23 protein-coding genes are annotated in these 26,769 nt (G+C 39.3%); 15 read left to right on the forward strand and 8 right to left on the reverse strand.

What is annotated here, in order from left to right:
* Positions 1–12: 12 nt before the first annotated feature.
* Entirely contained in the window at positions 13–582 is a 570-nt protein-coding gene (locus tag A7P55_RS15980) for a TetR/AcrR family transcriptional regulator (RefSeq protein ID WP_171552865.1), read from the reverse strand.
* 207 nt (positions 583–789) lie between these two features.
* Here A7P55_RS15980 and A7P55_RS15985 point away from each other — a divergent pair, with 207 nt between their 5' ends.
* Positions 790–1,674, forward strand: a complete 885-nt coding sequence (locus tag A7P55_RS15985; RefSeq protein ID WP_171552866.1) for a LysR substrate-binding domain-containing protein — start codon at positions 790–792, stop codon at positions 1,672–1,674.
* Positions 1,675–1,763: 89 nt separating this feature from the next.
* On the opposite strand, the gene A7P55_RS15990 is transcribed toward A7P55_RS15985, so the two are convergent.
* The gene (locus tag A7P55_RS15990; protein WP_171552867.1) at positions 1,764–2,465 is read right to left on the reverse strand and encodes an SDR family oxidoreductase; all 702 of its coding nucleotides are present in this window, start codon (positions 2,463–2,465) and stop codon (positions 1,764–1,766) included.
* Between the two features lie 406 nt (positions 2,466–2,871).
* Between A7P55_RS15990 and A7P55_RS15995 the strand changes: the two genes are divergently transcribed.
* Positions 2,872–3,213, forward strand: coding sequence for a hypothetical protein (locus A7P55_RS15995; protein ID WP_171552868.1), 342 nt, complete (start codon positions 2,872–2,874; stop codon positions 3,211–3,213).
* A gap of 27 nt (positions 3,214–3,240) precedes the next feature.
* On the opposite strand, the gene A7P55_RS16000 is transcribed toward A7P55_RS15995, so the two are convergent.
* Positions 3,241–3,477: a VF530 family protein gene (locus A7P55_RS16000; RefSeq protein WP_003651786.1), complete on the reverse strand. Its 237-nt coding sequence runs from the start codon at positions 3,475–3,477 to the stop codon at positions 3,241–3,243.
* Between the two features lie 555 nt (positions 3,478–4,032).
* Here A7P55_RS16000 and A7P55_RS16005 point away from each other — a divergent pair.
* The 8 genes from A7P55_RS16005 to A7P55_RS16040 are packed head-to-tail and all read left to right on the forward strand — an operon-like array spanning position 4,033 to position 13,748.
* Entirely contained in the window at positions 4,033–5,094 is a 1,062-nt protein-coding gene (locus tag A7P55_RS16005) for an ABC transporter substrate-binding protein (RefSeq protein ID WP_171552869.1), read from the forward strand.
* 13 nt (positions 5,095–5,107) lie between these two features.
* On the forward strand, positions 5,108–5,818 hold the full coding sequence (locus A7P55_RS16010; protein ID WP_171552870.1) for a class II aldolase/adducin family protein: 711 nt from the start codon (positions 5,108–5,110) through the stop codon (positions 5,816–5,818).
* Between the two features lie 33 nt (positions 5,819–5,851).
* The gene (locus A7P55_RS16015; protein WP_171552871.1) at positions 5,852–7,045 is read left to right on the forward strand and encodes an LLM class flavin-dependent oxidoreductase; all 1,194 of its coding nucleotides are present in this window, start codon (positions 5,852–5,854) and stop codon (positions 7,043–7,045) included.
* Between the two features lie 10 nt (positions 7,046–7,055).
* Positions 7,056–8,630 carry an ABC transporter substrate-binding protein gene (locus A7P55_RS16020; protein ID WP_171552872.1) on the forward strand — a complete coding sequence of 525 codons (1,575 nt, stop codon included), beginning with the start codon at positions 7,056–7,058 and terminating at the stop codon, positions 8,628–8,630.
* A gap of 5 nt (positions 8,631–8,635) precedes the next feature.
* Complete coding sequence (locus A7P55_RS16025; RefSeq protein WP_171552873.1) at positions 8,636–9,787, forward strand: ABC transporter permease; 1,152 nt, start codon at positions 8,636–8,638, stop codon at positions 9,785–9,787.
* Positions 9,784–10,632, forward strand: a complete 849-nt coding sequence (locus A7P55_RS16030) for an ABC transporter permease (protein WP_171552874.1) — start codon at positions 9,784–9,786, stop codon at positions 10,630–10,632. The genes A7P55_RS16025 and A7P55_RS16030 overlap by 4 nt, the downstream gene beginning before the upstream one ends.
* Positions 10,633–10,634: 2 nt before the next feature.
* Entirely contained in the window at positions 10,635–12,452 is a 1,818-nt protein-coding gene (locus A7P55_RS16035; protein WP_171552875.1) for an ABC transporter ATP-binding protein, read from the forward strand.
* A gap of 27 nt (positions 12,453–12,479) precedes the next feature.
* Positions 12,480–13,748: an acyl-CoA dehydrogenase family protein gene (locus tag A7P55_RS16040; protein ID WP_171552876.1), complete on the forward strand. Its 1,269-nt coding sequence runs from the start codon at positions 12,480–12,482 to the stop codon at positions 13,746–13,748.
* 50 nt (positions 13,749–13,798) lie between these two features.
* On the opposite strand, the gene A7P55_RS16045 is transcribed toward A7P55_RS16040, so the two are convergent.
* Positions 13,799–14,851, reverse strand: coding sequence for an ABC transporter substrate-binding protein (locus A7P55_RS16045; RefSeq protein ID WP_171552877.1), 1,053 nt, complete (start codon positions 14,849–14,851; stop codon positions 13,799–13,801).
* Positions 14,852–15,134: 283 nt separating this feature from the next.
* On the opposite strand from A7P55_RS16045, the gene A7P55_RS16050 reads away from it, so the two are divergent.
* From A7P55_RS16050 to A7P55_RS16070, 4 genes are all read left to right on the forward strand, one after another.
* Positions 15,135–16,946 carry an ABC transporter ATP-binding protein gene (locus A7P55_RS16050; RefSeq protein ID WP_171552878.1) on the forward strand — a complete coding sequence of 604 codons (1,812 nt, stop codon included), beginning with the start codon at positions 15,135–15,137 and terminating at the stop codon, positions 16,944–16,946.
* The gene (locus A7P55_RS16055; RefSeq protein ID WP_171552879.1) at positions 16,943–18,775 is read left to right on the forward strand and encodes an ABC transporter ATP-binding protein; all 1,833 of its coding nucleotides are present in this window, start codon (positions 16,943–16,945) and stop codon (positions 18,773–18,775) included. Before A7P55_RS16050 ends, A7P55_RS16055 begins: the two co-directional genes overlap by 4 nt.
* A 164-nt stretch (positions 18,776–18,939) precedes the next feature.
* A complete protein-coding gene (locus A7P55_RS16065) occupies positions 18,940–21,432 on the forward strand; it encodes a TonB-dependent receptor (protein ID WP_171552881.1) in 2,493 nt (830 codons plus the stop codon).
* 88 nt (positions 21,433–21,520) lie between these two features.
* Positions 21,521–22,732, forward strand: a complete 1,212-nt coding sequence (locus tag A7P55_RS16070; protein WP_171553273.1) for an alpha/beta hydrolase — start codon at positions 21,521–21,523, stop codon at positions 22,730–22,732.
* 93 nt (positions 22,733–22,825) lie between these two features.
* Here the strand turns inward: A7P55_RS16070 and A7P55_RS16075 are convergent, their stop codons facing one another.
* The gene (locus tag A7P55_RS16075; RefSeq protein WP_171552882.1) at positions 22,826–23,914 is read right to left on the reverse strand and encodes an LLM class flavin-dependent oxidoreductase; all 1,089 of its coding nucleotides are present in this window, start codon (positions 23,912–23,914) and stop codon (positions 22,826–22,828) included.
* Positions 23,915–24,226: 312 nt separating this feature from the next.
* Here A7P55_RS16075 and A7P55_RS16080 point away from each other — a divergent pair, with 312 nt between their 5' ends.
* Positions 24,227–25,303 carry a sigma-54 dependent transcriptional regulator gene (locus tag A7P55_RS16080; protein WP_004829723.1) on the forward strand — a complete coding sequence of 359 codons (1,077 nt, stop codon included), beginning with the start codon at positions 24,227–24,229 and terminating at the stop codon, positions 25,301–25,303.
* Between the two features lie 15 nt (positions 25,304–25,318).
* Here A7P55_RS16080 and tatC read toward each other — a convergent pair whose 3' ends face one another.
* Genes tatC through A7P55_RS16095 form a run of 3 tightly spaced genes read right to left on the reverse strand, consistent with a single transcriptional unit; the run spans position 25,319 to position 26,731 of the window.
* Positions 25,319–26,089: a twin-arginine translocase subunit TatC gene (gene tatC / locus A7P55_RS16085; protein WP_171552883.1), complete on the reverse strand. Its 771-nt coding sequence runs from the start codon at positions 26,087–26,089 to the stop codon at positions 25,319–25,321.
* The gene (gene tatB, locus A7P55_RS16090; protein WP_171552884.1) at positions 26,086–26,502 is read right to left on the reverse strand and encodes a Sec-independent protein translocase protein TatB; all 417 of its coding nucleotides are present in this window, start codon (positions 26,500–26,502) and stop codon (positions 26,086–26,088) included. The genes tatC and tatB overlap by 4 nt, the downstream gene beginning before the upstream one ends.
* A 13-nt stretch (positions 26,503–26,515) precedes the next feature.
* Complete coding sequence (locus A7P55_RS16095; RefSeq protein WP_004655037.1) at positions 26,516–26,731, reverse strand: Sec-independent protein translocase subunit TatA; 216 nt, start codon at positions 26,729–26,731, stop codon at positions 26,516–26,518.
* Positions 26,732–26,769 lie beyond the last annotated feature (38 nt).

The following is a 26,769-nucleotide window of genomic DNA, read 5'->3' on the forward strand; positions in this document are numbered from 1 at the left end:
TTTGGTCTTTATCTACACGGAAACTGCATGCCAAAATGCTTCAAAACCTGACTTACGATAAAGATCAGCCTGAGATGCATCTTGGGCAATAAAATTGAGTGTAACTTCAGCTAATGCACCCAGAATTGAACCGATAAACAAGGGTGGGTAATCTCTTAATTTTCCCTCATCGATGTGTTCTTGAATGGTCTTAGTAAAATCACAAAAAGTTTGCATACCGATTTGCTTACTCTGTTCCGTAATTTGTTCAGAAGTCGATAGTTGCGCCATCACTTTACGTTTAAGTGGGGCATCTAAACTCCAGTCCAAATAGCTTTGCCAGATATAAAACAGTTGAGTTTGCAAGTCTGAGTTGTTCGGATAATTGAGCATGATGACCTGGCGCAGTTCGGCCTTTAGCAAAAGGTATAACTGGTTAAGTAGTTCCTCTTTATTACTGAAATAAGTAAACAAAGTACCTTCTGCTACACCAGCGACTTTGGCAATTTTTGAGGTAGACGCACGCTCTCCTAGTTCTGCCAATGTTTCAATCGCAGCATTTAAAATTGCATTACGTTTATCTTCACTACGTGGACGGGCCATATACAAAAATATTAATTGAGTGATTACTCAATCATACACAAAAATAGAGAAAGTACAAGATATGTTTTTTGATAGAGAAGGGCTTTCCAAGATCACAAGCCATAACATCGCTTAAAGAGACCTGCATAGCAAATTTAGCCCCTTTAATGACTTGTATACAATTCACAAAAAAATTAGAGTGTAGAAAAACTACTTGCTTGTGTGTTTATGGTATCACGTAGAAAACTGCCATCTTTAAATGCCTTACGTGCATTTGAAACAGCTGGCCGAAAGTTAAGTTTTCGCGCTGCTGCCGATGAGTTGGGAGTGACTCAGGGTGCGATTGCTCAACAGGTGAGAGCATTAGAAGATCATCTAAATGTTACGCTATTCCAACGACTTCCACGGGGAGTATCTTTGACTCCTGAGGGAACAAAGTATCTGGTCGATATAACGCGTGCCTTTGATATTCTTGCTGAATCAACAGAATCATTATTCGATCAGCCAGATCGAGTAACCATTAGTGTAACACCAACGATTGCAACCAAAATATTGATCCCCCGATTAGGTGATTTACATACAGTACTGCCTGATATCAATTTATGCACGCTTGCAACTGAAGTTATGTCAGATTTTGATCGTGATCAAGTTGATATTGCTATCAGGCTCACCCAAAAATCATTTCCAGAAAATCTAGAAACACGATTATTGTTTCATCAGGAACTTATTGCTGTAGCAAGTCCTGATTTTATTCAGGATTTAACACTTCCTTTGCAACTTGAACAGTTGATAAACATGCCATTGCTACGCGATGCCCATGATCATTGGCCAAATTTTCTGAACACTAACGCTAAGTTATCTGGAGCTATATTTAATCAAACCACGCTGGCACTAGATGCGGCTTTGTCTGGGCAAGGGGTTGCTTTAGCATGCCGAGCATTTGTAGATGCAGATATTCAGTTAGGAAAGCTCGTCCAAGTCACTTCGGAAACAAAAATTGTTGAACCAAGTTATTATCTGGTCAGAAAAAAAAGCTCACATCTAAATAGTACAGTCGATAAAATTTGGCAGTGGTGTATCGAATATTTAGGTACTGAGCAAACATACAAATAGATACTTATTGGTGATGATTCGGTTAGTTCAAATCTTGAAGGAATAATGTATAGATCATTTATATCCCTTCAAATTTTTATTAAACGTCGTTATACAGAGCGAGTTAGACCACCATCTACTCGGATATTTTGTCCTGTAATATAAGCAGCACCATCCGACGCAAGGAAAGCCACTGTAGCTGCAATCTCTTCTGTTGAACCATATCGTTTCATTGGAACACTATTGGTTCTTTCATCTGTTTTGGGTAGGCTATCAATCCACCCAGGTAAGACATTATTAATACGAATATTATCAATAGCATATGTGTCTGCACAAATCTTGGTAAAAGCTGCCAATCCTGAACGGGCAACGGCAGACGTTGGAAATAGTGAACTAGGCTCAAATGTCCATGCACTGGAAATATTTACAATCACGCCGTGTTTTTGTTGTTGCATGATCGGAATCACTAAACGAATAGGGCGTACAGCATTGAGAAAATAAGTATCTATGCCATCATGCCAATCTTGATCTGTTAATTCCAAAATTCCTTTGCGTGGGCCATGTCCAGCACTGTTGACTAAAACATCTATACGTCCCCAACGAGCAAGCGTTTCATCAATAAGGCGTTGAATATCATCTATTGATTGGTTAGATCCAGTAACACCTAAGCCATTCAGTTGATCTGCAAGAATTTTACCTTTACCTGATGATGATAGAATTGCAACTTTATATCCATCTGCGGCTAGTTTTTTAGCAACTGCTGCACCCATACCACTTCCTGCGGCCGTAACAATAGCGACTTTCTCAGTCATGATTTTTACCTCTTAATGTCATTCGAAATATGAAAGAGTTAGCTCATTTTAAAATCATATTAAAGTTCAACCGTGTGTTGAGCAAACGATAAATTTTCGTTAAAGCCAGTAGAAAATCTACAGGCTTGATCCGTAATCAAATCAAGGTTAATAACGGGACATCCTAAAAAACAAGCGAAACAGGTCTAAACCAAAAGGCAGTATCAAAGATATAGAAAGATTTTTACGTATTATTCTTTATGCTAAATCGACAGGATTGTATTTCATTTAAACAGGCTCAAGCCACGCAAATGAGAACTATGTGTAATCCTGAATATGTGCTGTTACAACATGTGTAAATTGCTAGATTCTCTCATGAGATTGTTCCAGTATAGGTTTAGACACTCGAATTTTCAGGACACTGACCATGACATTAAGATATCGTAAATTATTAAAATATTTTGCTATTTTAGGTTTTGTAGCAAGTTCTACTGTGATGAGCAGCGTAACTTTTGCAAGTTCTGAACAGGCATGGAACAAGCATGATCAGGAAATAAAAGCGGCTTGTATAAAAGCGAGCCAACTTAAAAATGCCAAGACAGTGAGCAATGTCATGCTGTTTGATGATCGTGTTGGATATTCAGCAGTCTTGATTGAAGGAAAATATTCGCAAGCACATATGAAAAACAAAACAGCGCAAGAACTGTGTTTATGGAATAAGACATCGAAAAAAGCTTATTTGGCTGAAGCAAACATGAAAGTACATTGAAGTCATAGCCACGCAGCGTTTTGATCGCTACGATTTCTGTTTGGCTTTTTGGCGTAAGACATACAAATATAAGCTTTCTACTTTTTCACGTGCCCATGGTGTGGTACGTAAGAATCGCAACGATGACTTAACACTTGGATCTATGCAAAAACATCTAATCTCAATTTTACGACTTAAGCCTTCAAAGCCACCGTAGTAATCCAATAATTCATCCAAAATGTCAGCAAGTTTTTTGCCGTGTAGAGGGTCATTGGAGGCGTTCATAATAGATCAACCATATTTTGGGAGACCATCATTATAACCTGAGCGAGTTGAAAAATGAGAGAGTTAGCATTTAAGCATAATTAACATAGAAAATTACAGCTTATCTTACCGTTAAACAACACATAAGTTGTCATTTTTATACTCAATGTATTCAGTAACTTGAAGTAAGTGTTTTGGAAGGCAATTTAGTTAATAAATTACCAAAATAGTTTTTGCTTGTTAAAAGAGTTAATTCTTTATTGTTGTACAAAGCCAAGGGGAAGCAGCTATACCTGTTAGATTCAGAAATAAAAGGATAGATGGGTTATTTAAATAAATAGTATGAAATTTAAATTTTCGTGAAATCCCAAATAAGCTGTTTCTGCCAAAGAGTGGTTTATTTTCTTTCCTAATAGCTGTTGCTAAAACAACACTGATTTCAAAAAATGATGAAATATAAACAATAATGAGATACTGATATTTATTTAAATTATTGAAAAATATAGATAATAAAGGTTGGCATAAAAGCTGCTCAATACAAGTGATATGAAATTGGAAATATCTTAAGGAATACCTATGTCACTTGTTATCGATAAAAAAGAAAATTCTAAAGAATTGGTAAAAAACACCTTATCTGAAATTTGGGTCACACGATGTCCAGTGCCAACAGCAACAGGTATCTCACTCAAACGTGGGACACTGATTGAAAAGTTTGAACAGCATGGTATTGATGTTGCTGTTTTACAAGATGCCCGTAAAGGTCTATCTGTTCATCATTTTGATCATCAACTACCCGCATTATTTCGTGAAGGTGGAAATGTTCCAGCATTAGCTGCTCGTTCTGAAGGTGCTCCAAGTCGACTCATTGGTTTGACATGGATTGATGAATGGCAGGTAATTATTGTTCGCCCTGATTCTGAAATCAGCAAACCAGAGCATTTAAAAAACGTAAAAGTTGCTTTACCTGAATATGCAGACAAACGGGCAGGTAGCATTTTTAGAGCGATGTCTTTACAGGGTATTCGAGGTGCTTTGCAACTCGCAAATTTAACCTTCCGTGATGTGGATTTTATTGAAGTCCCTGAACGAGCGGAATCGAATACACAACAACGTGATGCCAGTACGTATTGGTCTGGATTAGATGCATTAATCACCGGTGAAGTTGATGCAGTTTATGTAAAGGGAGCATCTGCTGTGGAAGCTGCGACGAAACGCGGTTTAAAAGTTGGGATTGATTTGGATCAATTTGAGGATGTGACCTCCCGTGTAAACAATGGTACGCCTCGTCCAATTACTGTACATGAAGACTTATTGAAAGATCACTTTGATGTCGTCGTTGATTTTCTGGAAGAGCTGTTTGATACCGCAGATTGGGCGCAAGATCATTTAGATGAAGTGCTGGTTATTCTTGAAGATGAAACGATTGCAGGCGCAGAGAGTGTCGCGACAGCCTACCGTAATAATTTTCATAAGTCTTTACATCCATCATTAAGTGAAGAGCGTTTAGAGCTTTTAAGACAACAAAAAGATTTCCTTTGGTTACATGGTTTTCTCGAGCGTGATGTCGATATTAATACTTGGGTCGACCACCGTCCTTTACTCGAAGTTTTAAAGCGCCGCCAAAATAAGCAATTTTAATAGGATATTGATCATGACAACACTTATTCAAACGCCACTTTCCCCTGAACTTAATGATTTTATCGAATTGAATCGTGAAAAAGCTGAATTTGCTTTTGAAGTATTTCGTGAAACAAGAACAATCACGGCAAATGGAACGGTTAATTTTGTTGAACGTGGACCTGATAATACCTTAGTCACTTTTAACTATGCAGGACCTTGGTCTAAAGATAAAAAAAGCAAAGTACTTGTGGAGACAATTGATGGTGAAGTTTTATTGGGAGGAAAAAATGCAGGTGGGCGTTATAACAAACTTTTTCGCGAGCATGCAGATGTCACCACAATATCTCATGTACACGCGCCGAATTTAGGGGCTTGGGCGCAAACCCATCGTACCTTACCGATTCGTTATGTGCCTGTTCAGCGCTTTCATTTATTTAAAGAACTACCGATTTATATTGATCGCCGTCAGGCAGAAGTAGATTTCATTTTAGATCAACTCAACGTTGATATCGAACATCGAGCAATTTTAGAAGCCAACGGTGGTGCAACCGTATGGGGACGTCAGGGATTACAAGAAACAGCTGAATTTATCCTATTGCTTGAGGAAGGTGCACAGATTCAGCTACTTGCTGAATTAGCTGGGGGAAGCCGTGAATACGGACAGGGTGTTTTACACCAGCAGTGGCGAATGAGTGGTTTAACCGATAAAGCGAAGTCGCTTGGATTACTTCCACTTCATTAGAAATCTGATTCAAATATAAATATAGAGAATACTATGGCTGTAAAACTTTTATGGTATCTCACTTCTCCGGATGGGCCATATCCTTGGTTGGAATCTGGGCGGTGGGATACCGATTATGAACACTTGCAACAGATTGCGATTACTGCGGATCGACTTGGTTTTTACGGTTCACTGATGGGCACCAGCGAGTATGAAACACTTGCTGTTGCTGCAAGTTTAATTCCATTTACTGAACGTTTAAAGTTTCTGGTTGCCCAACATCCTGGGGAAGTCCAGCCAGCAGTATTGGCAAAATATGCGCAAACTTTTGATGCATTTTCTAAAGGGCGTTTGTTATTTAATGTCGTCAATGGAAATGATCAGGGTTTGGCAGCTTTAGGTATTCACTATACTCATGATGAGCGTTATGACTTTAGCAAAGAATACTGGACAGCATTTCAGCAAAACTATTTAGGTGATCGGTCTGGATTTGAGGGGGAATTTATTCAAATTGCTCCACGTCTAGAAGGTGGATCGTCTATGTCCAAATGGCATGGTCCAACTCAAAAGCAGGGTGTTCCTTTATGGGGAGCCGGAACTTCTGCGAAAGGCGTTCAGCATTCTGTTGAGTTACTCGATGTGTACTTAAGTTTTGCAAATACGCCACCGTTGCTTGGAGAAAAGTTTGGCAAAGTTGCTGCTGAGGCTGCAAAAATTGGGCGCAGTTTAGAGTTTGGTACTCGATTACAAATTATTGTTCGGGAAACAGAAGAAGAGGCTTGGCAGTATGCTCAGTCATTACTCGACAAAATTGATGTCAATTATGCAATCGAAGCGGTTAAACGACAGCTTCCTCCTAATGAAACTTTTGAGAGTTATCAAAGTCCAAATCCGATCGTTCAAAGAAATCTGACATTGCTCCGCCATGGCGTATTACCTCGTGCTAAAGATTTTGAAATTTATCCTAATGTTTGGACTGGGCCATCTTTATTTGGTTTTGATATTTTAAACCCAGCAGCAGGTACTGCCTTGGTCGGCAGTGCTGAAAATATTGCTGAACGAATTAAAGAATATGAAAGCCATGGTGTATCAGCCTTTATCTTATCTGGTTTCCCTTTAATTGGAGAAGCCTATCGTGTAGCTGATTTATTGTTCCCTTTATTAGAGCTCGATCATGGTTTTGAGCTACCTAAGCTCAATAAAAACTCATCCATTGATTCTCTCTTGAATCAAGAAGTCGTCGTTTAAGGGAGAAAAAATGAACAAAATTACACGTCGAGAACTCATTAAACAAACTGGATTTGGGGTTGGAGCTGTTGCAGCAATGAGCCTGATAGGATGTTCTAAAACTGATTCTTCATCTTCTGAGAATACTCATGTGAGTACAGATCAAAATGATACGCCCAAAAAAGGTGGCGTGATCAAAATTGGGGTGATCAATGGCAATCAAGCAGGTAATTTAGACGCGCATAAACCTATTGGTATGTCCAGTGCATTCAGAGGGTGGCCTTTATATGCAAAATTATGGGAATGGGGCAGAGATATCCAGCCTAAACTTGCACTTGCTGAATTTGCGGAGCCGAATAATGATGGAACGAAATGGACCATTCGCTTAAAAAAAGGACTCGAATTTCATCACGGTAAAACCATTACTGCTGATGATGTTATTTTCTCCTTACGCCGTTTGACGGATCCTAAACTCGCGTCTCCATTTGCTGCCTATCTTTATTCATTGCAACGAGATGGAGTTAGGAAGGTCGATGAATACACCGTTGAGATCCCTTTTGCTCAAGGAAAAGGCTTAGTTGCTTTACCTGAGGCATGGATGAGTTGGGGAGGAATTGTTCCTACAGATTATGACCCAGTTAAAAATGTCGTAGGAGCAGGTCCCTTTAAGCTTGACAGTTTTACACCAGGTCAACGTTCACGCTTTGTTCGTTTTGAAAACTATTGGAAAGAAAATAAGCCTTATGCTGATGCAATCGAAATCATTGATTTTAAAGATCAGACAGGGCGTCTTGCTGCTTTGCAATCTGGTCAAATTGACATTGCTTCAGGGGTAAGTGCCGAACATATTTCTTTAATTCAAGCCAATAAACGATTGAATCTCGTTTCATCTGAAACAGATGCTTGGCAATCTTTTGATATGAATACCTCAAAAGCACCTTTCAATGATCCTCGAGTACGTCAAGCTTTTAGATTGATTGCCAATAGAGATGATTTGGTTAAACGGGCTTTGGCTGGACAAGGACGAGTTGCAAATGATCTCTATTCCTTTAGTGATCCTGTATATGACCACAGTATTGCGCAACGTAAGCAAGATTTAAATAAAGCGAAGGCATTGTTGAAAGAAGCTAGTTTTAGCAATAGCTTGGCGGTTGATTTGTATACAGGGCCAGATAGCAATGCCGCATTGGTTTTTGCTCAGCATGCGGCTCAGGCTGGTGTTATCGTTAATGTTAAACAGGTTGAAGCTGCCACCTTTGCTGATGCTGTAAAACAGGATTGGGCATTTAGTACAGGTTCAAACGTTTCACGACCTTTTTTATTAACCGTCTTGCAAATTGATGGGCCTGGTGCGGCAAATAATAAAACCCGATTCAACAATCAACGTTTTACTGAATTGGTTCATACAGCATTACAACAGCCTGATTTGGAAAAACGCAAAGTCCTCATTCATGAAGCACAGCATATTCAACATGAGCAAGGTGGTTTGCTCATTTGGGGTTTTAATCATGTACTCGATGCACATTCTGGCCAAATTGGTGGTGTAACACCCGATCGCACTGGCTTTGCTGCGTGGCGTACAGATGAATTTTGGCGTAGGGGGTGACCGCTATGACAACGCAATCCAGCAATATAGAGACAGCCATTTCACATCAATCAATGACGAGATCATTTGAAATACCAGCATGGTTACCTTGGTTTTTCACACGGTTGTTGTCAGGTGTATTGGTTGTATTTGTGATTAGTCTTATTGTATTTATTGCCACACAAGCACTCCCATCTGATCCGGCTCGCGTTATTTTGGGCCCAGAAGCACAGGAAGCGACGGTTCAAATACTTCGTGAACAATTGGGCCTGAACGATCCAATATTGATTCAATACTGGCATTGGTTAAGTCAATTATTGCAAGGTAATTTTGGCCGTTCGATTGATTCAAATGTACCTGTTGTGCAGATTGTTCAGAATTATTTTGCTAACACCGTTGCATTAACGATCTTAGTTATTGTCATTACTGTACCAATTTCTGTGGTACTGGGTGTATGGCTGTCACTCCGTCGAGATAGCAAACTAGATCGTATTATTGTTTCTAGCTCTATTCTATTCAAGGCTGTTCCAGGATTTGTGATTGCAATCTGGTTAATGATGTTTTTCTCAACCTCAATCCTGCACATATTGCCAGCTGCATCTTTGTTGATTCCAGAGCAGTCAGCTTTTAGCCAAATAGAGTTTTTAGTTTTACCGATTTTAACTTTGGCCTTATCGCTTATTCCATATTTGATGCGTTTAGTTCGTGGTTCCATGATTGATGCACTTGAGTCGGACTATGTGACCTCTGCACGATTACGTGGTATTCCTGAGCGACGGATCATATGGAAACATGTTTTACCAAATGCATTGGTGCCAGTGGTGCAGGGAACAGCATTAACGATACGGGTTCTGCTGAGTGGAGCTCTCATTATTGAAGTGGTTTTCAGTTATCCCGGTATTGGTAATGCACTCAATGCAGCAATTGAATTAAGAGATATCCCGACCATTCAAGCAATTGTTTTATTGCTAACCATTTGTGTGGTAGCCGTTAATTTAATTGCAGATTTAATCACGACCTTACTCACACCAAGAATACGCACAGCCAAAAGACATAAAGCACGTTCGCCAGGCCGTCGTCAGGCATTACGTTTATGGAAGTCAGGTCGACCAATTACAGTAAAACCTGTTGACCGCCGTAATGCGTTAAAGAACATTCAGCAAGGAGGTGGGAAATGAGCTCACTTCATTGGTACCAAAGAACTTTTTTTCAAACATTAATTCGTGAAAGACAAGTACGTTTTGGATTTGTCGTCACGACCTTAGTGTTGATTTTTGCACTGGTTGGACCAGTCTTGGTTCCATTTAAGCCCACTGCTTTAATTGGCATGACATATGGTCCGCCTGAAGGAAAATCGTTCCTTGGATATGATTATATTGGTCATGATGTGTGGTCGCGTGTACTTTCTGGTGGGGCTTCTATTATCTGGATGACACTGGCTGCCAGTTTGGTTGCATTAATTATTGGCTCTAGTTTAGGCATATTCGCTGCTTTTGCTCGAAATAAGATTGATCAGTTCGTGACTTGGCTTACAGATGTTTTTATGGCCTTTCCTGATCTTATATTGGTCTTGCTTATCGTTTCAATGTTAGGTCGGGAACCTTGGCTCATTGTTTTAACGGTTTCAATTGCTTTTATTCCTGGTGTAGTGCGTCTTGCGCGAAGCGTTGCACTTAATCTGGTGGAACAAGAATATATCGAAGCAGCCAGAATTCTCGGGTACTCAAAAACCTATATTTTATTTCGTGAAATTTTACCCAACATGCTGACGCCTTTACTCATCCATCTTGGTGTGATGCTGACATGGGCTGTGGGTATGTTATCTGGTTTGGCTTTTCTGGGTTATGGTGTGGCACCTCCAGCAGCAGATTGGGGACTCATGATTAATGAAAATCGTGCTGGTTTATTGGTGCAGCCGTGGGCGGTATTTGCTCCTGTCATCTTAATTGCTTTGTTTGCACTCGGAACCAATGTATTGGCTGAGGGCATTGGACGTGCAGCAGCTCGGATTGAGGAAAAATAAGCATGGCAGATAAATTTAAAAATACAGTATTAACTGTAAAAGACTTAACCGTAGCATTGGTCAACACTGGCAATCATATCGTTTCTAATATTTCATTTAGCCTACGAGAAGGTGAGGTCCTAGGATTAGTTGGAGAGAGTGGTTCAGGTAAAACGACATTGTCCAGTGCCTTATTGGGCTATGCACGCTATGGAGCCAAGATTATTCAAGGCACAATTGAACTGGATGATGAAGATATTCTCAGTTTAGATGATCATACTTTGCGTCAGGTTCGTGGTTATAAAATTAGTCATGTCGCCCAAGATCCTGGAACAGCACTCAACCCAGCATTAAGTATTGGACAACATTTATTTGAATTGTTAGATGTTCATCAGGCACAGTTATCAAGCGCTGAAAAATACCAAAAGGTTGCCAAAATTTTAAATGAAGTGGGATTGCCATATGATGAGCTATTTTTAAAGCGCTATCCTCATCAGCTTTCGGGTGGGCAACAACAACGAATTTTATTGGCCTTGGCATTCTTGCTACAGCCACGTTTGATCGTTTTGGATGAGCCAACCACCGCGTTAGATGTGACGACACAGACATTGGTGTTGAATATCATTCGTAAATTATGTCGGGAATATAACGTTGCTGCTATCTATGTATCGCATGACTTAACGGTGGTAAAAGATATTGCAGATCGGGTGATTGTTCTGTATTCGGGTCGAATTGCAGAAGATGCGGTATTAACCCAACTATTTGAAACTCCTAAGCACCCTTATACGCAAGGTTTACTGAACGCCATTCCCGATGTGGCCATTCGTAAATATTTATCTCCAATTGAAGGACATGCTCCTTCGCCCAATGAGCGTCCAGTGGGATGTGCTTTTGCGGCACGTTGTACTTTCGCCACAGATATATGTCGTCAAAAACAACCTGAATTAACTCAATTAAAAGATGAGTTTGATCCGCATTTTGTTGCTTGTCACCATTCGGACCATGTCGGTGTGATTAATTTTAAAGAGATTGAGCATCAAGTGATTGAAAGAGAAACGGACCGGGAAGCCTTGTTAAAAGTTGAACATATTAATGCCTGGTACGGGCAGCAACAGGCACTTTTTGATATCTCATTTCAACTCAAAAAAGGCGAATGTTTAGCATTGGTTGGCGAATCGGGTTCGGGTAAGACGACTTTATCGCGTGTCATTGCTGGCCTGAATGAAAATGCAGATGGGCAAATTACATTAGCAGATGAAGTCTTGTCCTTGCGTGGGCAACAGCGCCATTTGCAGCAGCGACATAAACTGCAATATATCTTTCAAAACCCTTATAAAGCACTGAATCCAGCGCATACCATTGGTCAGACACTCGTTAAGGTCGTGCAGCATTTCTTTGGAATATCTCGACAAGACGCGATCGAAAAAGTCACACAGGTACTTCAACAAGTCTCTCTGCCGCTACAAGTTCAGGAACTCTATCCAAGAGATTTATCGGGTGGAGAGCGACAACGAGTGGCTATTGCACGAGCTTTGCTGTGCCAACCTGATGTTTTGATTTGTGATGAGATTACATCTGCTTTGGATGTTTCAGTTCAGGCTTCCATCTTAAAACTGCTACAAGACCTCCAACAGCAAGGTGTGACCTTACTATTTGTGACCCATAACCTAGGCGTTGTTCGTGCAATCGCAGATCGAGTCGCCGTATTAAAAAATGGACATATTGTTGAATATGGCGAAACAGATCAAGTGCTGAGTCATCCTCAACATACATATACCAAAACTTTGCTTACCCATGCGCCAAGCTTGTTTAAAAACAAGGTACTTGAAGTTTGCGCATAAAAAAGAACAGATTTTCCGGAGTTAACAATGAACGACATTAACCAACGTAATTTTTTAGAATTAGGTAGTATCAGGCATATTCAAAGTGAGCAAGAAGCACTTGATATTGCAAAAGAGGTGGCGGATCAACTGAATCAATTTGCTCGAGACCTCAGTTATAACAAGACCGTACCTTATGAACAAGCTCGCTTAATTTCAGAAGCTGGTTTAACTGCGATTATTGTACCCAAGCAATTTGGGGGCTTAGGCGCCAGTATTTCAACCTTGGTCAATGTGGTGAAAATTATTTCATCCGCTGATGGTGGTGTCGGGCAGTTATTACAGATTCACTTCACCATGTTCCGAGGCGTTTTAACGGGCTATGATGATGAAATTCGTGATCAGTTACTGGGTGATATCTTAAGCGGAAAGCGTTTGGGTAATGCTCTTGCAGAAGTGGGTGGTAAAGATAAATTTCAGCATAAGACGCGTGTACAGCGAAATTCAGAAGGGCAATTAATTTTAAATGGCAGTAAGTTCTATTCTACAGGCTCTTTACTCGCAGAGTGGATTTCCTTATTTGCTGGTAGTGATGATGGACCTGTCTCGATTTTAATTCATCGTGATACGCAGGGAGTGGAGTTGCTTGATGACTGGGATGCGATGGGACAAAATAATAGTGTCAGTGGCACTGTTAATTTTAAAGATGTGATTGTTGATGAACGTTATGTTGCTAAGCGAAATACCGGTGGTTTAGGCACTGTTTTACGTACGGGACTCACTTGGCCTCAGATTTTACACGCTGCAATGGACACAGGAATTGCCAAAGGAGCCCTACAAGGCGGGATTGATTATTTACAACATCATGCTCGACCTTGGGTAGAAAGCGGGGTCGATTCGCCTACGCATGAACCTCATATCATCAAACAGATTGGTGAATTCGCTGTTTTGGTTCGTTCGGCTGAGGCATTATTGGATCGTTCAGCACAGATTTTTGAACAGCATTTGGCAAATGTAGAGGATGAAGATTTACAAACTGAACTGATTTTATCGGTTGCTGCTACCCGTAGTCAGTCTGATCATGCATCTTTAAAAATTTCGAGTGAAATTTTTGGATTACTCGGGGCAAGTTCAACTTTATCGAAATGGAACCTAGACCGTTTCTGGCGTAATGCACGAACCCATACCACGCATGATCCAATTCGCTGGAGGCTATATCATGTTGGAAATTATTATTTAAATAATATTCCACCAGGAGAATACAACTCCGTACTTCTAAAGAAACAGGCGGAAAATGTGACTAAATTTTCTAAGTAAAATGAAGGCAATAAAAAAAGGTTGTCATGATGACAACCTTTTTTGTTTTGTTAAGCGACTTGAGCTTGAATAGAAATATCTTGTGCCAGCCATTCACGGACATTAATTTGTGCAGGAATAAAATTCCAGCGATAGAGAAAGTCACTTAAGTCTTGTAAAGCAATAATAGAGATTTCATCAAAGTTAGTGTTCAGTTTCAGATGTGCATCTGCACCATATGCCGCATGAACCCATTGCTCACTACTATTACATTCTTTTGCTAGATAACGATGGGTTTCATCGGCGTGTGCATGTGCCCATTGTTCTGCTTGTAAAACAGCATCAACAATCGATTGTGCTTGCTCTGGATATTGCGTTAGAAAATCTTCATCCACAGTGAGTGTTCTTGGTGTTCCATTATTAGAGCGTAGAATAGGGTCTGGATGTGAGCCAATATCAATAATGGTATGCAGGGCGAAATCATGAGCAATCTGCGCAGCATGTGCACCTTTTAGGAAAATGGCATCCACATCACCTTTAATTAATGCCACGATCTCTGCACTTGCGTTGATTTTGTTGCGATTACCATAAAAGCTAGAATCATTTTCTTCCGGCTGTTGTTGCTGTGCAGTTAAAATATCTGCTCGTAAACAGTCAACTAATTCAAGATCGCTTACCTTCAAATTTACTGTCTTTAAGGCATTCTCTAAACCACGAATCGCCTGTGCACGCGAGAAATCAATAATTGCATCCTGATTTAATGGAATTCCAAAACGTTTGCCTTTTAGGTCTGCAACAGTTTTGATGTTTGAATCGTAGCGTGTTAACAATAATTGAACTTCATCAGCCCAAGATAATCCAATCACTTTAGTTTTTTGACCAGATGCATATGCCCAGATTGCAGGAATACTGCCACCGTGTCGGACTGAATTGGCAAGTGTATGGTTAAAATGAGAGTTGCGAATATCTTTGGAATTTGATTCTCGAATTGATTTTATTTCAATCTGCTGCTCATTAAACTTTTCTTTGAGCCAACCTTTTTGAATTGAAATGCCTAGGCCTGTTGGTACAGGACAGCGCGTGTACCAAAGTGTGTTTAATGATTGAGTTTGAAGTGTTGTCATCATGACATCCTTTTGTGATTTTTATGCTTTAAAGCAAAATTGATGCCATTTATTAAATTGTTGATATTTATTGGTTATTTGTAATATCGTTTTTTATGATGTTGATATATCAAATTTTGTTGCGATTACAACAGAACCATTTCGCCAGTGTTTTAAAACCAACACCACTATAAATAGTCATCTATAAAAATAATATAAAACAATGGTTTAAAATATTTTTTCAGGCCATTAATTTGGCATGAATCTCGCACTAATACAAAATCTCAAATTTTTTCTATCTTTTATGTTTAAAAATTATCCATTATTGCGAAGTTTGGCTTTGTATCGATTTATGCCATTTCGTTTCTTATTGACGGCGACCTTATTTGTTATTGCGAATATCGGGTTGGCACTCCAACAATATTCAATTGGTCATGCGATTGATACCTTAAAACATAGTGAAAGAGAAACTTTATTTCAGCATGCTATCTCTGATCCATTAAACCCTTGGTTCTGGTTCATTCTACTGGCGAGTATTGCTGGTATTAGAGCTGTTATTCAGTATTTTGCAGGGTTAAGTGCTTTAAGCATTGGTCAGCAATTACTGAGTATTTTAAGAGAAAGAATCTTTAGCCAAGTACAGCATTTAGATGTTTCATGGCATTGGAAGCATGGGCTGGGAGAAGTGTTATCTCGAACAACACGTGATTCAGATAAATTAAAAGAAGCGCTCATCAATTTTTGGCGGCAAGTGTTTGAGTCAAGTCTAGTTGTTGTGGTGACCGTCGGACTCTTGTGTTGGTACCATCCTTGGCTGGGAGTAGTTCCTTTATTATTTATTTTTTTAGGGCTTTTGGTTCTATTTAAACTGACCAATCAATTGGTTGTAATGGATCATCAAGTTGCATCTACCTACGAAAAAGTCAGTGATAACTTAGCGGAAAGCGTGAATGGGATTCGGGTGGTCAAAGCATTCCAACTTGAAGAGAGACTTTTACAGCGCTTTAATCATGCTGTAGATCTATTTATTCATCATTCCATTCAGACCATCAGGACAAGTGCGAAACGGTTACCTATCCCCCAAGTGATTATTGCATGCTCTTATTTATGGGTCATAGCTTTTGGTGCTTATTTAATTGGACAAAATCAGTTGCAAGTGGGGCAATTTGTCGCTGCCATTCTGATGGCAAATTTATTGGTATTTCGTATTGAAAGCATTGGTCAGGTCTTACATATTTTTGCTGATGCGCGTTCGTCTGCGACAAGAATCTGGCAAATGTTAGATCAGAAGTCCGCAATTGAAGATCAACGATATCCTCTGCCTTTGCAATGGCGTGATGAGTTAAATATTAGATTAGAAAATGTAAGCTTTCAGGATGAGACAACGCAAAAGTATATTTTAAAACACTGCCATGTTGAATTTCGAGCAGGTGAAATCGTCACTGTTGTCGGTAAGACGGGTTCGGGTAAAACCACTTTGATGAATTTACTCAATCGCTTTATTGATCCAACAGAAGGGCAAGTTTTGATTGGCTCTGAGCAAATGGGCTGGACAAATATTAAAGATTTAAGCCTATTTGAATTACGTCATTTGGTTCAGATCATTCCTCAGGAAAATTTCTTTTTTAGCGGCACATTGGCAGACAACTTAAGAATTGCTAAGCAAGATGCAACTGAGCAAGAGATGAGGGATGCTTTACATTTAGCGTCTGCATCGGAACTATTACAACGACTTGATGATGGACTAGACACGCTGATTGGGGACAAGGGCGTTACCTTGTCGGGAGGACAAAAACAACGCCTTGCTTTGGCCCGTTCTATTCTAAAGAATTCACCCATTTTAGCTTTAGATGACTCAACCAGTGCTTTGGATGCGACCACAGAAAAACAGGTTTTACAGCGGCTATCAGCACTTTCTGGCAGTGGCAACCCTTTGAATAAAACAATCATTATTAACTCTAATAAACAAACCACGATTGCTTTATCTAATCGAGTAATTGTTCTTGATCAGGGCCACATTATTGCCCAAGGCACGCATGCTGAATTAGTTCAAGATTGTTTATTTTATCGTGAGTTGATGGGCTTTCAGTTACAACAGCAGGAGATTAATGCATGAATAGCAGTGTTAAAAATTTCCGCCCATTCGCAAAATCAGCTGATCTACAAATCGAAGAAAATTTAGCAAATACTTCAATTCATAGAGGAATGTTAACAAAACTTATTCCTTTGGTTTATCCCATTCGCTACTTGCTGCTTGCTTTAATTACAGTAGAAATTTTACAAGTAATGAGTATTTTTGTTCGACCTTGGGTGGTGAAATATATTCTGGATTCGGGCTTTCAACAAATTGCTGGAAAAGTAGTATTGCATCAGCCAGTTTTATTGATTGCGATCAGCATTTTGGTATTGAGTTGGATTTGTCGTTTTGCATTAGCAGGCTTATCAAAATATCTTTCAGGCCGGGCAGCTTTGAAAGTGATTAATGGTTTAAGACGTTCTCTATTTCAGCATATCCAAAGTTTAAATATTGGATATTTTGATCGTACCAAGGCTGGCAGGATTATTTCGCGTGCCGATCGCGATGTCGAAACGCTAGAACCTGTTTTAATACAAGGCCCACCAGAGCTACTTTCCGCAATTTTGCGTTGTGGATTAGCTTCAGTACTTCTTTGGCATATTTATCCACCTTTCTTTTGGTGCTTATTTGCGACACTACCCATTTTATTTGGGATGACTGCAATTTTTAAGAAATCATCGCAAAAACATTGGGGACGAGTTGCGGAGGAACGCAGTCGATTTACTGCTCATTTGGTTGAAACAGTAAATGGAGCAAAAATCATTCAGCAGTTAAATTACACTGAAACCAATCAATCTCGTTATCAAGAATTATTAAAAGACTTTAATAATTCTATTATTTATGGCAGCAAGCGGACCAGTTGGTTCGCTCCCTTTACAGGTTTACTTTCAACGCTAGCCACTGCTGGATTCATTGTGATTGGTAGTTATGCTTATAGTGACGGCATAATTAGTATTGGCCAGTTTGCAGAAAGTATTTTCTATGTATTTTTATTTTTAGCACCCTTACAGGAACTGACCGATCTATTTGAACGTTATGCAAATGGGGCAGCATGTGCACAACGTATATTTCTACTTTTAGATACCCAATCTACTATTCAAGAACAACCGAATGCGATGAAGCTTGTACAGTTGAATGGTCATATTCGATTTCAGTCTGTAGATTTTGCTTATACCCACAAACCTGTTTTACAAAATTTTAATTTGGAGATTGAAGCTGGAAAAATAATTGCGATTGTAGGGCCAACAGGACATGGCAAAAGTACCATGGCTCAGTTGCTAACACGGTTTTATGAACCTCAGCAGGGTGGAATTTTTCTAGATCGTTATCCAATACAAAGTATTCAGCTTTCTAGTTTAAGACAGCATGTCAGTATTGTTTTACAAGATAATGTTTTATTTAGTGGAACAATTTTAGATAACTTGCGTTTGGTACAACCTGATGCTTCAGATCAGCAACTTATGCAAGTTATTGAAGACTTAGGGGCAGATGAGATATTGCAACAACTGCCGCAAGGGTATTTCACCGAAGTTGGGACACTGGGCAAAAATCTTAGTCATGGACAAAGACAACTTGTTTGTTTAGTTCGTGCTTATTTAGCAAACCCTAAAATATTAATTCTAGATGAAGCGACTTCTGCAATTGATATTTATACTGAGCAAAAAATACAATATGCGCTTAGACGCTTATGCCAAAATAGAACCTGTATAGTCATTGCACATCGGCTAAGTACCATTCGTGAGGCGGATAAAATTGTTGTTATTGAAAATGGTCATGTCGTAGAGCAAGGTTCGCATGAGCAGTTAATGCAGCAACAGGCAGCTTACTTTAAATTGTATCAGTCCTATCTACAAAATCAGCTTGTCTAGCGGTCTGCAAATTTAAAAACTGTAGTTTTATAAACATTTTTTTGAATCATTGTTTAAATTTAAACAATGATTCTTTTATTTTTTTACTCAATATATTGATAATTATAAATAAAATATTTGGCATTGGCTTTGCTATATCGGTTTAGATCGTTAAGGAAGCTTATATGCGTACATATTTTTCTCAATTTATCCTTCACTCCTCACTTTTTGCACTGAGTACACTTACTGCCTCAATTGCGATGGCAAATGATCAAAAGAATTTGTCAGGGAAAGAAGATGTCATCACATTACAATCTGTGGTGGTCACAGGTTCAAGACGAGCAATTAGTAATTCTCTCGATGCGCCTGCACCTGTTGATATTTTAACGGCTAAAGACTTACAAGATACAGGAGCAACTGATCTTGCTGCGGCATTAACACGGCTGTCTCCTTCTGTGAGTTTACCGACGTCTCCAGCAGGCGGGTTTGGTGCATCAGTTCCACCAAGTATTGCGCTCAGAGGATTATCTGCGGATCAAACTTTAATTCTGATTAATGGGAAACGCCGACATACAGCAGCGTATTTCACCCGCCAAGCGTATGCTGGTGGAAGAGGAGCAGCAGTAACTGATTTAAGTTTAATTCCAGTGAGTGCAATTGAGCGTATAGAAATCTTACGAGATGGTGCTGCGGCACAATATGGGTCAGATGCAATTGCCGGTGTCGTTAATATTATTTTGAAATCACGTGATCATGGGGGTGGGCTAAGCTATCAAACGGGTGGCTACACTCAAGGAGATGGTGAACAACATAAAGTTAATCTTTGGAAAGGTTTTGCACTCCCTAATGATGGTGCGTTGACGGTTGCCTTAGATTTAGGTAAACGTGAAGCTGCAAGTAACACGGCACCTGATACGCGAACTTTTTATGATGGTTCAACCAAAGCTCAATATACAGAACAAAATACACCTTATAGAACATGGAAATTTGGTTCACCCGAACAAAAAGATCAAGTCAATGTGACTGCCAATCTAGATTTACCGTTGACTGATGATCTTGCACTTTATGGTTTTAGTAGCTATGGCCATCGCAAAACGATAGGGGAAAACTTTTATGAGCCACCAACAACCAAAACAATACTGAATCAATCCAGCTATTTTAAAGAACGTTATCCAGATGGACGCTCGCCATTAAGCTTAGTCACTATAGATGATTTTGCCACCACAGTTGGAGTGAAAAAAGGGGAGTTGAAGTCAGGTAAATATGATCTTTATGCAACTTATGGGCAAAATAAAGTCAGCACAGAACAAGGCAACGGCATTAACCCAAGTTATGGTTCAAACTCAGCTTCAAACTATGACTTAGGCGAAAATATCTTTGCGCAATTAAATACAGGGCTCGATTATAGCCGTGATATTGCAATTGACGGGTTAGCAAGTCCACTGACGTTGTCTACAGGGGTTTTATATCGTTGGGAGCAATATAAGCAAAATGCGGGTGATCCGATTGCCTATACCCGTGGCCCATATTTCAATCCGAGTACGACTTTAGGTGTTGGTGTTCCAGGGATATATGCGGGAATTACCGACCAAGATCAACGAAAAATTAGTCGTGATGTTTATGGTGTTTACCTCGATTTGGAAGCAGACATTTTTAAAAATTTGAATGTGGGCGCAGCTGTTCGAAGTGAAAAATATTCAGACTTTGGGTCAACCACAAACGGAAAATTATTTGCTAAATATGATGTATCACCTCAATTTTCGGTACGTGGTTCAATCAATACAGGCTATAGAGCACCGTCATTGGCACAACAAGGATATTCTGCTTATAGCGTACAAACGGTGCAAACCCCTTCAGGATGGCAAGATGTGCAACAACGTACTTTAGTTGCAGGCAGTGAGGCCGCTTTACTTATTGGTGGAAGCTCACTTAAACCAGAGAAATCGACGAATTATTCTTTAGGTTTTGTGTGGAAGCCACTTGCGAATACCTCAGCAACTTTAGATCTTTATCAAATCGATATTAAAAATCGTATTTTGCTTTCAGACAATATTACTGGAAGTGTAATCAGCAATGCATTTTCCAATTCACCGTATTCAAATATTGCCAATGTGGCGTTCTTTAATAATTTACTAGACACACGTACCCAAGGTTTAGAGCTCGCGCTTAAGCATGATTTAAACCTTGAACAATATGGCAGGTTAAATTTGAATCTAGGTCTGGCCTATAACAAAAATGAAATTACTGAAACCAGAGATTCAATTACCGCAAAAGGTGAGCGAATTCCCGTTTCAAGCATTGCAGGACGAAATACACAAAGCCTGATTGAGTCTACTGCACCGAAAACAAAGCTGACCCTTGGCGCACTTTGGTCAAATCAAGTGTGGAGCGTCAATACCGCAATCCGTCGCTATGATAAATGGACGACCTTAAATAATACCAACACTACATTAGACCAGACTTTTGATCCGCAGTGGATTGCAGATTTGGATATCGGCTACAAAGCGGATGCATTTATGAAAGGTCTCAAGTTCAATTTAGGGGCAATCAATTTATTGAATAGCCATCCTGATAAAGCTAAAGATTCTTCGGTCGGCAACATTGTCAAATATAGTTTTAATGCGCCTGAAGGCGCATTTGGAACGTATTTATACGGCCGCGTAAGTTACGAATTTTAAATCAAAAATGATTAAACAAACTTTAAGGTAAATGACAATGCAACATACTTTTTTATCAACGTTATGCAAATTTTCTTTCATCACAACGATGTTAACTTCGAGCTGTTTGGCGACTGCTCAACAAGCGCCAGCACCTGAAGATAGATATGGAGATGGCCGAGTTTCTGAGTTTTATACATGGAAATCGGCTATTCCAGAACAGGCTGGAAAATTATTAAAAACAGAGGCCATTCACAATCCTTATATTCGTTTGGCAAATGACAGTCAGGCGATTCGAATTCTTTATAGCTCTACCAGTGGCAAAGATAGTAAAACACCTATTGTGGTTTCAGGAAGTATTCATTTACCAAAAGGGACTCCTCCTAAAGGTGGTTGGCCAGTAGTGTTATGGGCACATGGTACGGTCGGTTTGGCCGACGCTTGTGCACCGTCTTGGAGTGGGCGATCATATCGAGATGTACAATATCTAAATCGTTGGTTGAAAGAAGGATTTGCAGTCGTTGCCACAGATTATGAAGGTTTGGGTGTTGCAGGACCGCATTTGTTAATCAATAACCCCATGCTGGCCTATAGTATTTTAGATAGTGGTAGAGCTGCTCTAAAAGCCAAGTTACCACTTGCAAATAAGTTTATGATTGTTGGCCAATCTCAAGGAGGCGCTGGCGCTGTTTCGGCTTCTTCCTATTCGGCTACGTATGCACCTGACTTAAATATTAAAGGTTCAATTGGTACAGGTGTGATTTATCAAGATCCTGAGGCGACCCCTGAAAAGAATCAGCTAAAGTTAAATCCTTATGAAGTCAGTCCGTCGCTTGCTTATGGCATCTATAGTTTTTTAGTGACGCAAAGTTTATATCCAGAAATAAAAACAGAAGATATTTTCACAGCTGAAGCAGCGCCTTTAGTTGAACAAGCAAGAAATGCGTGCTTAACAAGCTTTATGGGAGATATTCAATCTGCAGGTCTTTCGCCAGCACAAGCGTATAAACCTAATCCACCTGAAAACTATAAAAAACTGCAAGAGAAACAATCGAATGATTATGGTTATTATCCGACATTAAAAATCAGTCACCCACTATTTATCGGAACAGGGGCAAACGACCGTACCCCTGATGCCCGATCTCAAATGAAGCTGGTGGCCGATGCATGTAAAGCGGGTACCGTAGTCGAAGGCCATTTGTATCATGGCTTAGGGCATAGCGAGACCGTTAATGCTTCATTACAAGATTCGATTCCATTTGCTAAAAAGGTGATTGCGGGAGAGAAAGTTCAGGCTATTTGTAAGCCTGACTTACAATAAAAGATGACATAAAGATTTTCTCACTAAAGAGAATCTTTATTTTAAAAAGCCGCTCTTCAAAGATATTGCAGAGCGGCTTTATGCTTTAAATGTTTAAGCGATGCGCTTTAATCTTTTTGCAGCCTCTTCACGTACAGCAGGGATGATATAGCGACCATAATCGACCGTATCATAGATCGGATCGTAGCCACGATTTAAAAAGGTGGTAACGCCTAAATCTACATAATCGAGTAATGCCGCAATAATGGTATCTGGTGTACCAACCAAGGCAGTGGTATCACCATAAGCGCCTACAGCAGTTGCCGTGGGCATCCATAAGGCACGATCATGTCGATCACTTTGTTGGGCTGCTGCCAATAAGCGTTGTGAACCAATCCCCTTGATTTTGTGCCCTGACAATGTGCCGTTATTTTTAAAAGTTGGATTATTCTGAATATCTGCAAGAATCTGTTCTGCACGTTGCCAAGCAAGTTCTTCGGTTGGGCCAATAATAAGGCGTACGGATAAGCTAACAGGTGGCTGCGGTTTATTGGCGTGTTCTGCTGCGAGCTTTAATGTAGTGATTTGATCTTTTACACCAGCAAGTGGTTCCCCCCAAAGTGAATACAGGTCTGCATGGTGGACTGCAATATCATAAGCAATATCGGAAGAGCCACCGAATGAAATCGGGATTGTCCCGTTGACTGGCTTTAACGGGCAAAAAGCGTTTTCTAGCTTAAAGTACTTACCTTCATAACTAATAGGTTGATCGCTTTTCCAGAGTTTCTGGATGATATCTAGATATTCCCCGGTCCGTTCATAACGTTGAGTTTTATCAACAATATAATCACCTTCTTGAGGCTCAGCTGTAATTCCTGTAATTGCATGTAAACGGATTCTTCCACCACCTGTCGTATGGTCAAGTGTCGCAAAAGTACGTGCAGCCAAATTTGGTGTTACAAGCGCGGGACGATGGGCAATCATAAACCCGAGTTGCTCAGTATGCTGTGCGAGATAAGCTGCAATTTGTGTACTATCTGGGCTGCTTGGTCCACTAGCAATTAAAACTTTATCAAAACCAGCATATTCATGTGCTCGTGCATGATAACGTAGATAGTCGAGGTCTATTTTATGACCAATACGTGTCCCTTTGGTTTCTGACCATTGATTAGGAAAAACCATACCAACGAATTCGATGCTCATTATTAAACCTATTTTATGGATTTTTAACCAATGAGCAAAATAAATGCCAAGTTTAAACTGATATAAAATAAGCGATTAGGAAATGGTATTTTAATCAGGTGTCTAAATTTGATCAGAAGCATTCGTATTCTGCTTAAAAAACAACATTTCATAAATTGAGAATTATATTGTTAATAAAGTTATAAGGTTGATTTTTAGAGTAATGAATATTTAAATCGTGGATTGAATATCTGTAATTATTATTTATCAGTTTTGTAATTGAATTGTACTATTCTATTTTAATATCATCCTAATCTATTTAAAGGATTAATTATGAAATCCTATTTGGATAATGATTATAAAGTAATTACTTTGCCAGATAACGGGGTACCTGTAAAACCAATTCGAGCAAAAGCAATTATTTTCTCAGATCAAAACTCTCGTAAATTGTTAAATCAAGTTGAAACCATTGCACCAAGCTCTGCTAGTGTTATCATTCAAGGTGAGTCAGGTACAGGTAAAGAGTTGATTGCACGTGAAATTCATTTGAAAAGTGATCGTAAAAACAAACCTTTTCTTGCGGTGAACTGTGGTGCTCTGGTTGAAACATTAGCTGAGTCTGAGTTATTCGGCTATGAGGCAGGTGCCTTTACCGGAGCACATAAAACACGTGCTGGTATTTTCGAAACAGCAGATGGTGGTACTTTGTTCTTGGACGAGGTGGGTGAGTTGCCACTCTCTCTACAAGTCAAGCTATTACGGGTACTGCAAGAAAAAGAAGTGATGCGCGTAGGTGGCCGTAAACCCATTCCAATCGACGTACGTATTCTGTCTGGTACCCATGTAGATTTGCGTAAGGCTGTGGCAGAAAACAAGTTTAGACTCGATTTATACTACCGTTTGAATGTCGTGGTACTGAATATTTTGCCATTACGGGAACGCAAAGGCGATATTTTACCTTTAGTCGATTTTTTCTTAAATTCGTATTCTCAGAAGCTGATTACAACGAAGCCAAATATTAGTGATCGAGCAAGAAATGCACTCCTCAATTATAGTTGGCCAGGGAACATCCGTGAGCTGGAAAACAATATCCATTATGCTTTACTGATGAGCAGTGGTAAAACAATTGATATTGAACATCTGCGATTTTCAGAAGAAGGTGGATCAGCAGCATTACCTGATAGTGATTTAATTCAGGAGTTTGAAGATATCCTGAAGCGTTTATTTCAGGAATATGATGGGGAAGCTTGGCATATTATTGAAGATAAGATTGTGAATACAGCATTTTCAAGTTGCTGGAATAATCAGGTCAAGACTGCAAAAATGTTAGGCCTTTCGCGCAATGTTTTGCGCAACCTTTTGTCTCGGTATAATTTATTACCCAATAAGAATGAAAATGAAATTGCATAGAAAAAATATTCTATTTTAAGAACATCCATCTTTGACCTTTGGATGTTCTTTTTTTATTGTTGTTAATTTAGTGATCCATAAACCTAATTCAAATAATAGCCACATAGGGACAGCAAGAGCAAGCATACTGAACACATCTGGAGGGGTAATGAACATTGCAATAAAAAAGAAGAACACAATGATGTGTTTACGATGTTCTTCTAATTGTTGAATAGAGAGAATTTCAATAAAAATAAGAATATAAGTTAATACTGGAATTTGAAATGCCAGACCAAAAGCAAGAAAAAGCTTTAAACAGAAATCCAGATAGCTATTGATATCCGTCATCGGTAATACATTTTCAGGAGAAGCCAATACAAAGAACTTTAAGGCCAAGGGTAAGATCAGACTATAAGCAAACAAGAGACCTAGATAAAATAAAAAAATACTGGAAACGGCTAGAGCGACACCAAATCTTTTCTCGTTTTGGTAGAGTGCAGGTGCAACAAATTGCCAAAACTGATACAGGATAAAGGGAATACTCACTAGAATTGCCAGATAAATGTTGAGTTTGAACGGAGCTAAAAATGTACCCATCACATCCGTTGCAATCATGGTTGAGTTAACAGGTAATAATGAGATTAAAGGTCGAGCAAGAACATGATAGTTTTGTTGGGCAAGCGGGAGAAGCACTAAAAAAATGGTAACAACCGCACCAATGCTATAGATCAAACGCTTTCTTAACTCTTTCAGGTGTTCGCTATATTTCATTTCAGTGAGGTTTTCACTGACGAGATGTTCAGTCATGCGGCTTGATCCTCATTGAATTTATTTACTATTTGAAAATGAGTTAAAAATGGCGTCCTTAACTTGTCATGTGATTGGATATAGACATAATCCGTGGTGTACGTTGCTTTGGTTCTTTGTTCCAAAGAAACAGTGGATTGTACATTTTCAATTTCTTGTTGCATGAGCGCGAGTTGTTGTTTGAGCTGTTCTTCATTTTGTTTTATTTTTTGCAGCTCTTCTTGCATGATTCTTTTGAGTTCAATCAATTCCAGTTCATTTTCTAGATCATTCTGGATTTTATTGAGCTGGTTTTTAATTGCTCTATATTTGAATAGTACCGTTCTTAATGTTTGAGGAAGCTTTTCAGGCCCTAAAATGATGAGGGCAATAATGCCAAAAGCAAATAGTTCCCCAAAACTGATATTAAACATGGCAATATATCACTTATAACTTGGTCTGCTTCTCGCTATTTGATTCTAACGAATTAATATCTTTGTATTGTTGATTCTGTATTAATTTTGGATCATCAGGATTAACAGAGTCTTTAAAGTCTTTAATTGCACCGCCCAAATCTTTTCCTAGGTTTTTTAGCTTTGAAGTGCCAAATAGTAAAATAACGATAACGGCAAATAATAGAATATGCCAAATTGATAAACCCATGCTAAAACTCCTAAATAATATATAATAAAGACTATTAA

The sequence above is a fragment of the Acinetobacter sp. Ac_5812 genome, from assembly GCF_013072695.1.
Taxonomy (GTDB): Bacteria; Pseudomonadota; Gammaproteobacteria; order Pseudomonadales; family Moraxellaceae; genus Acinetobacter.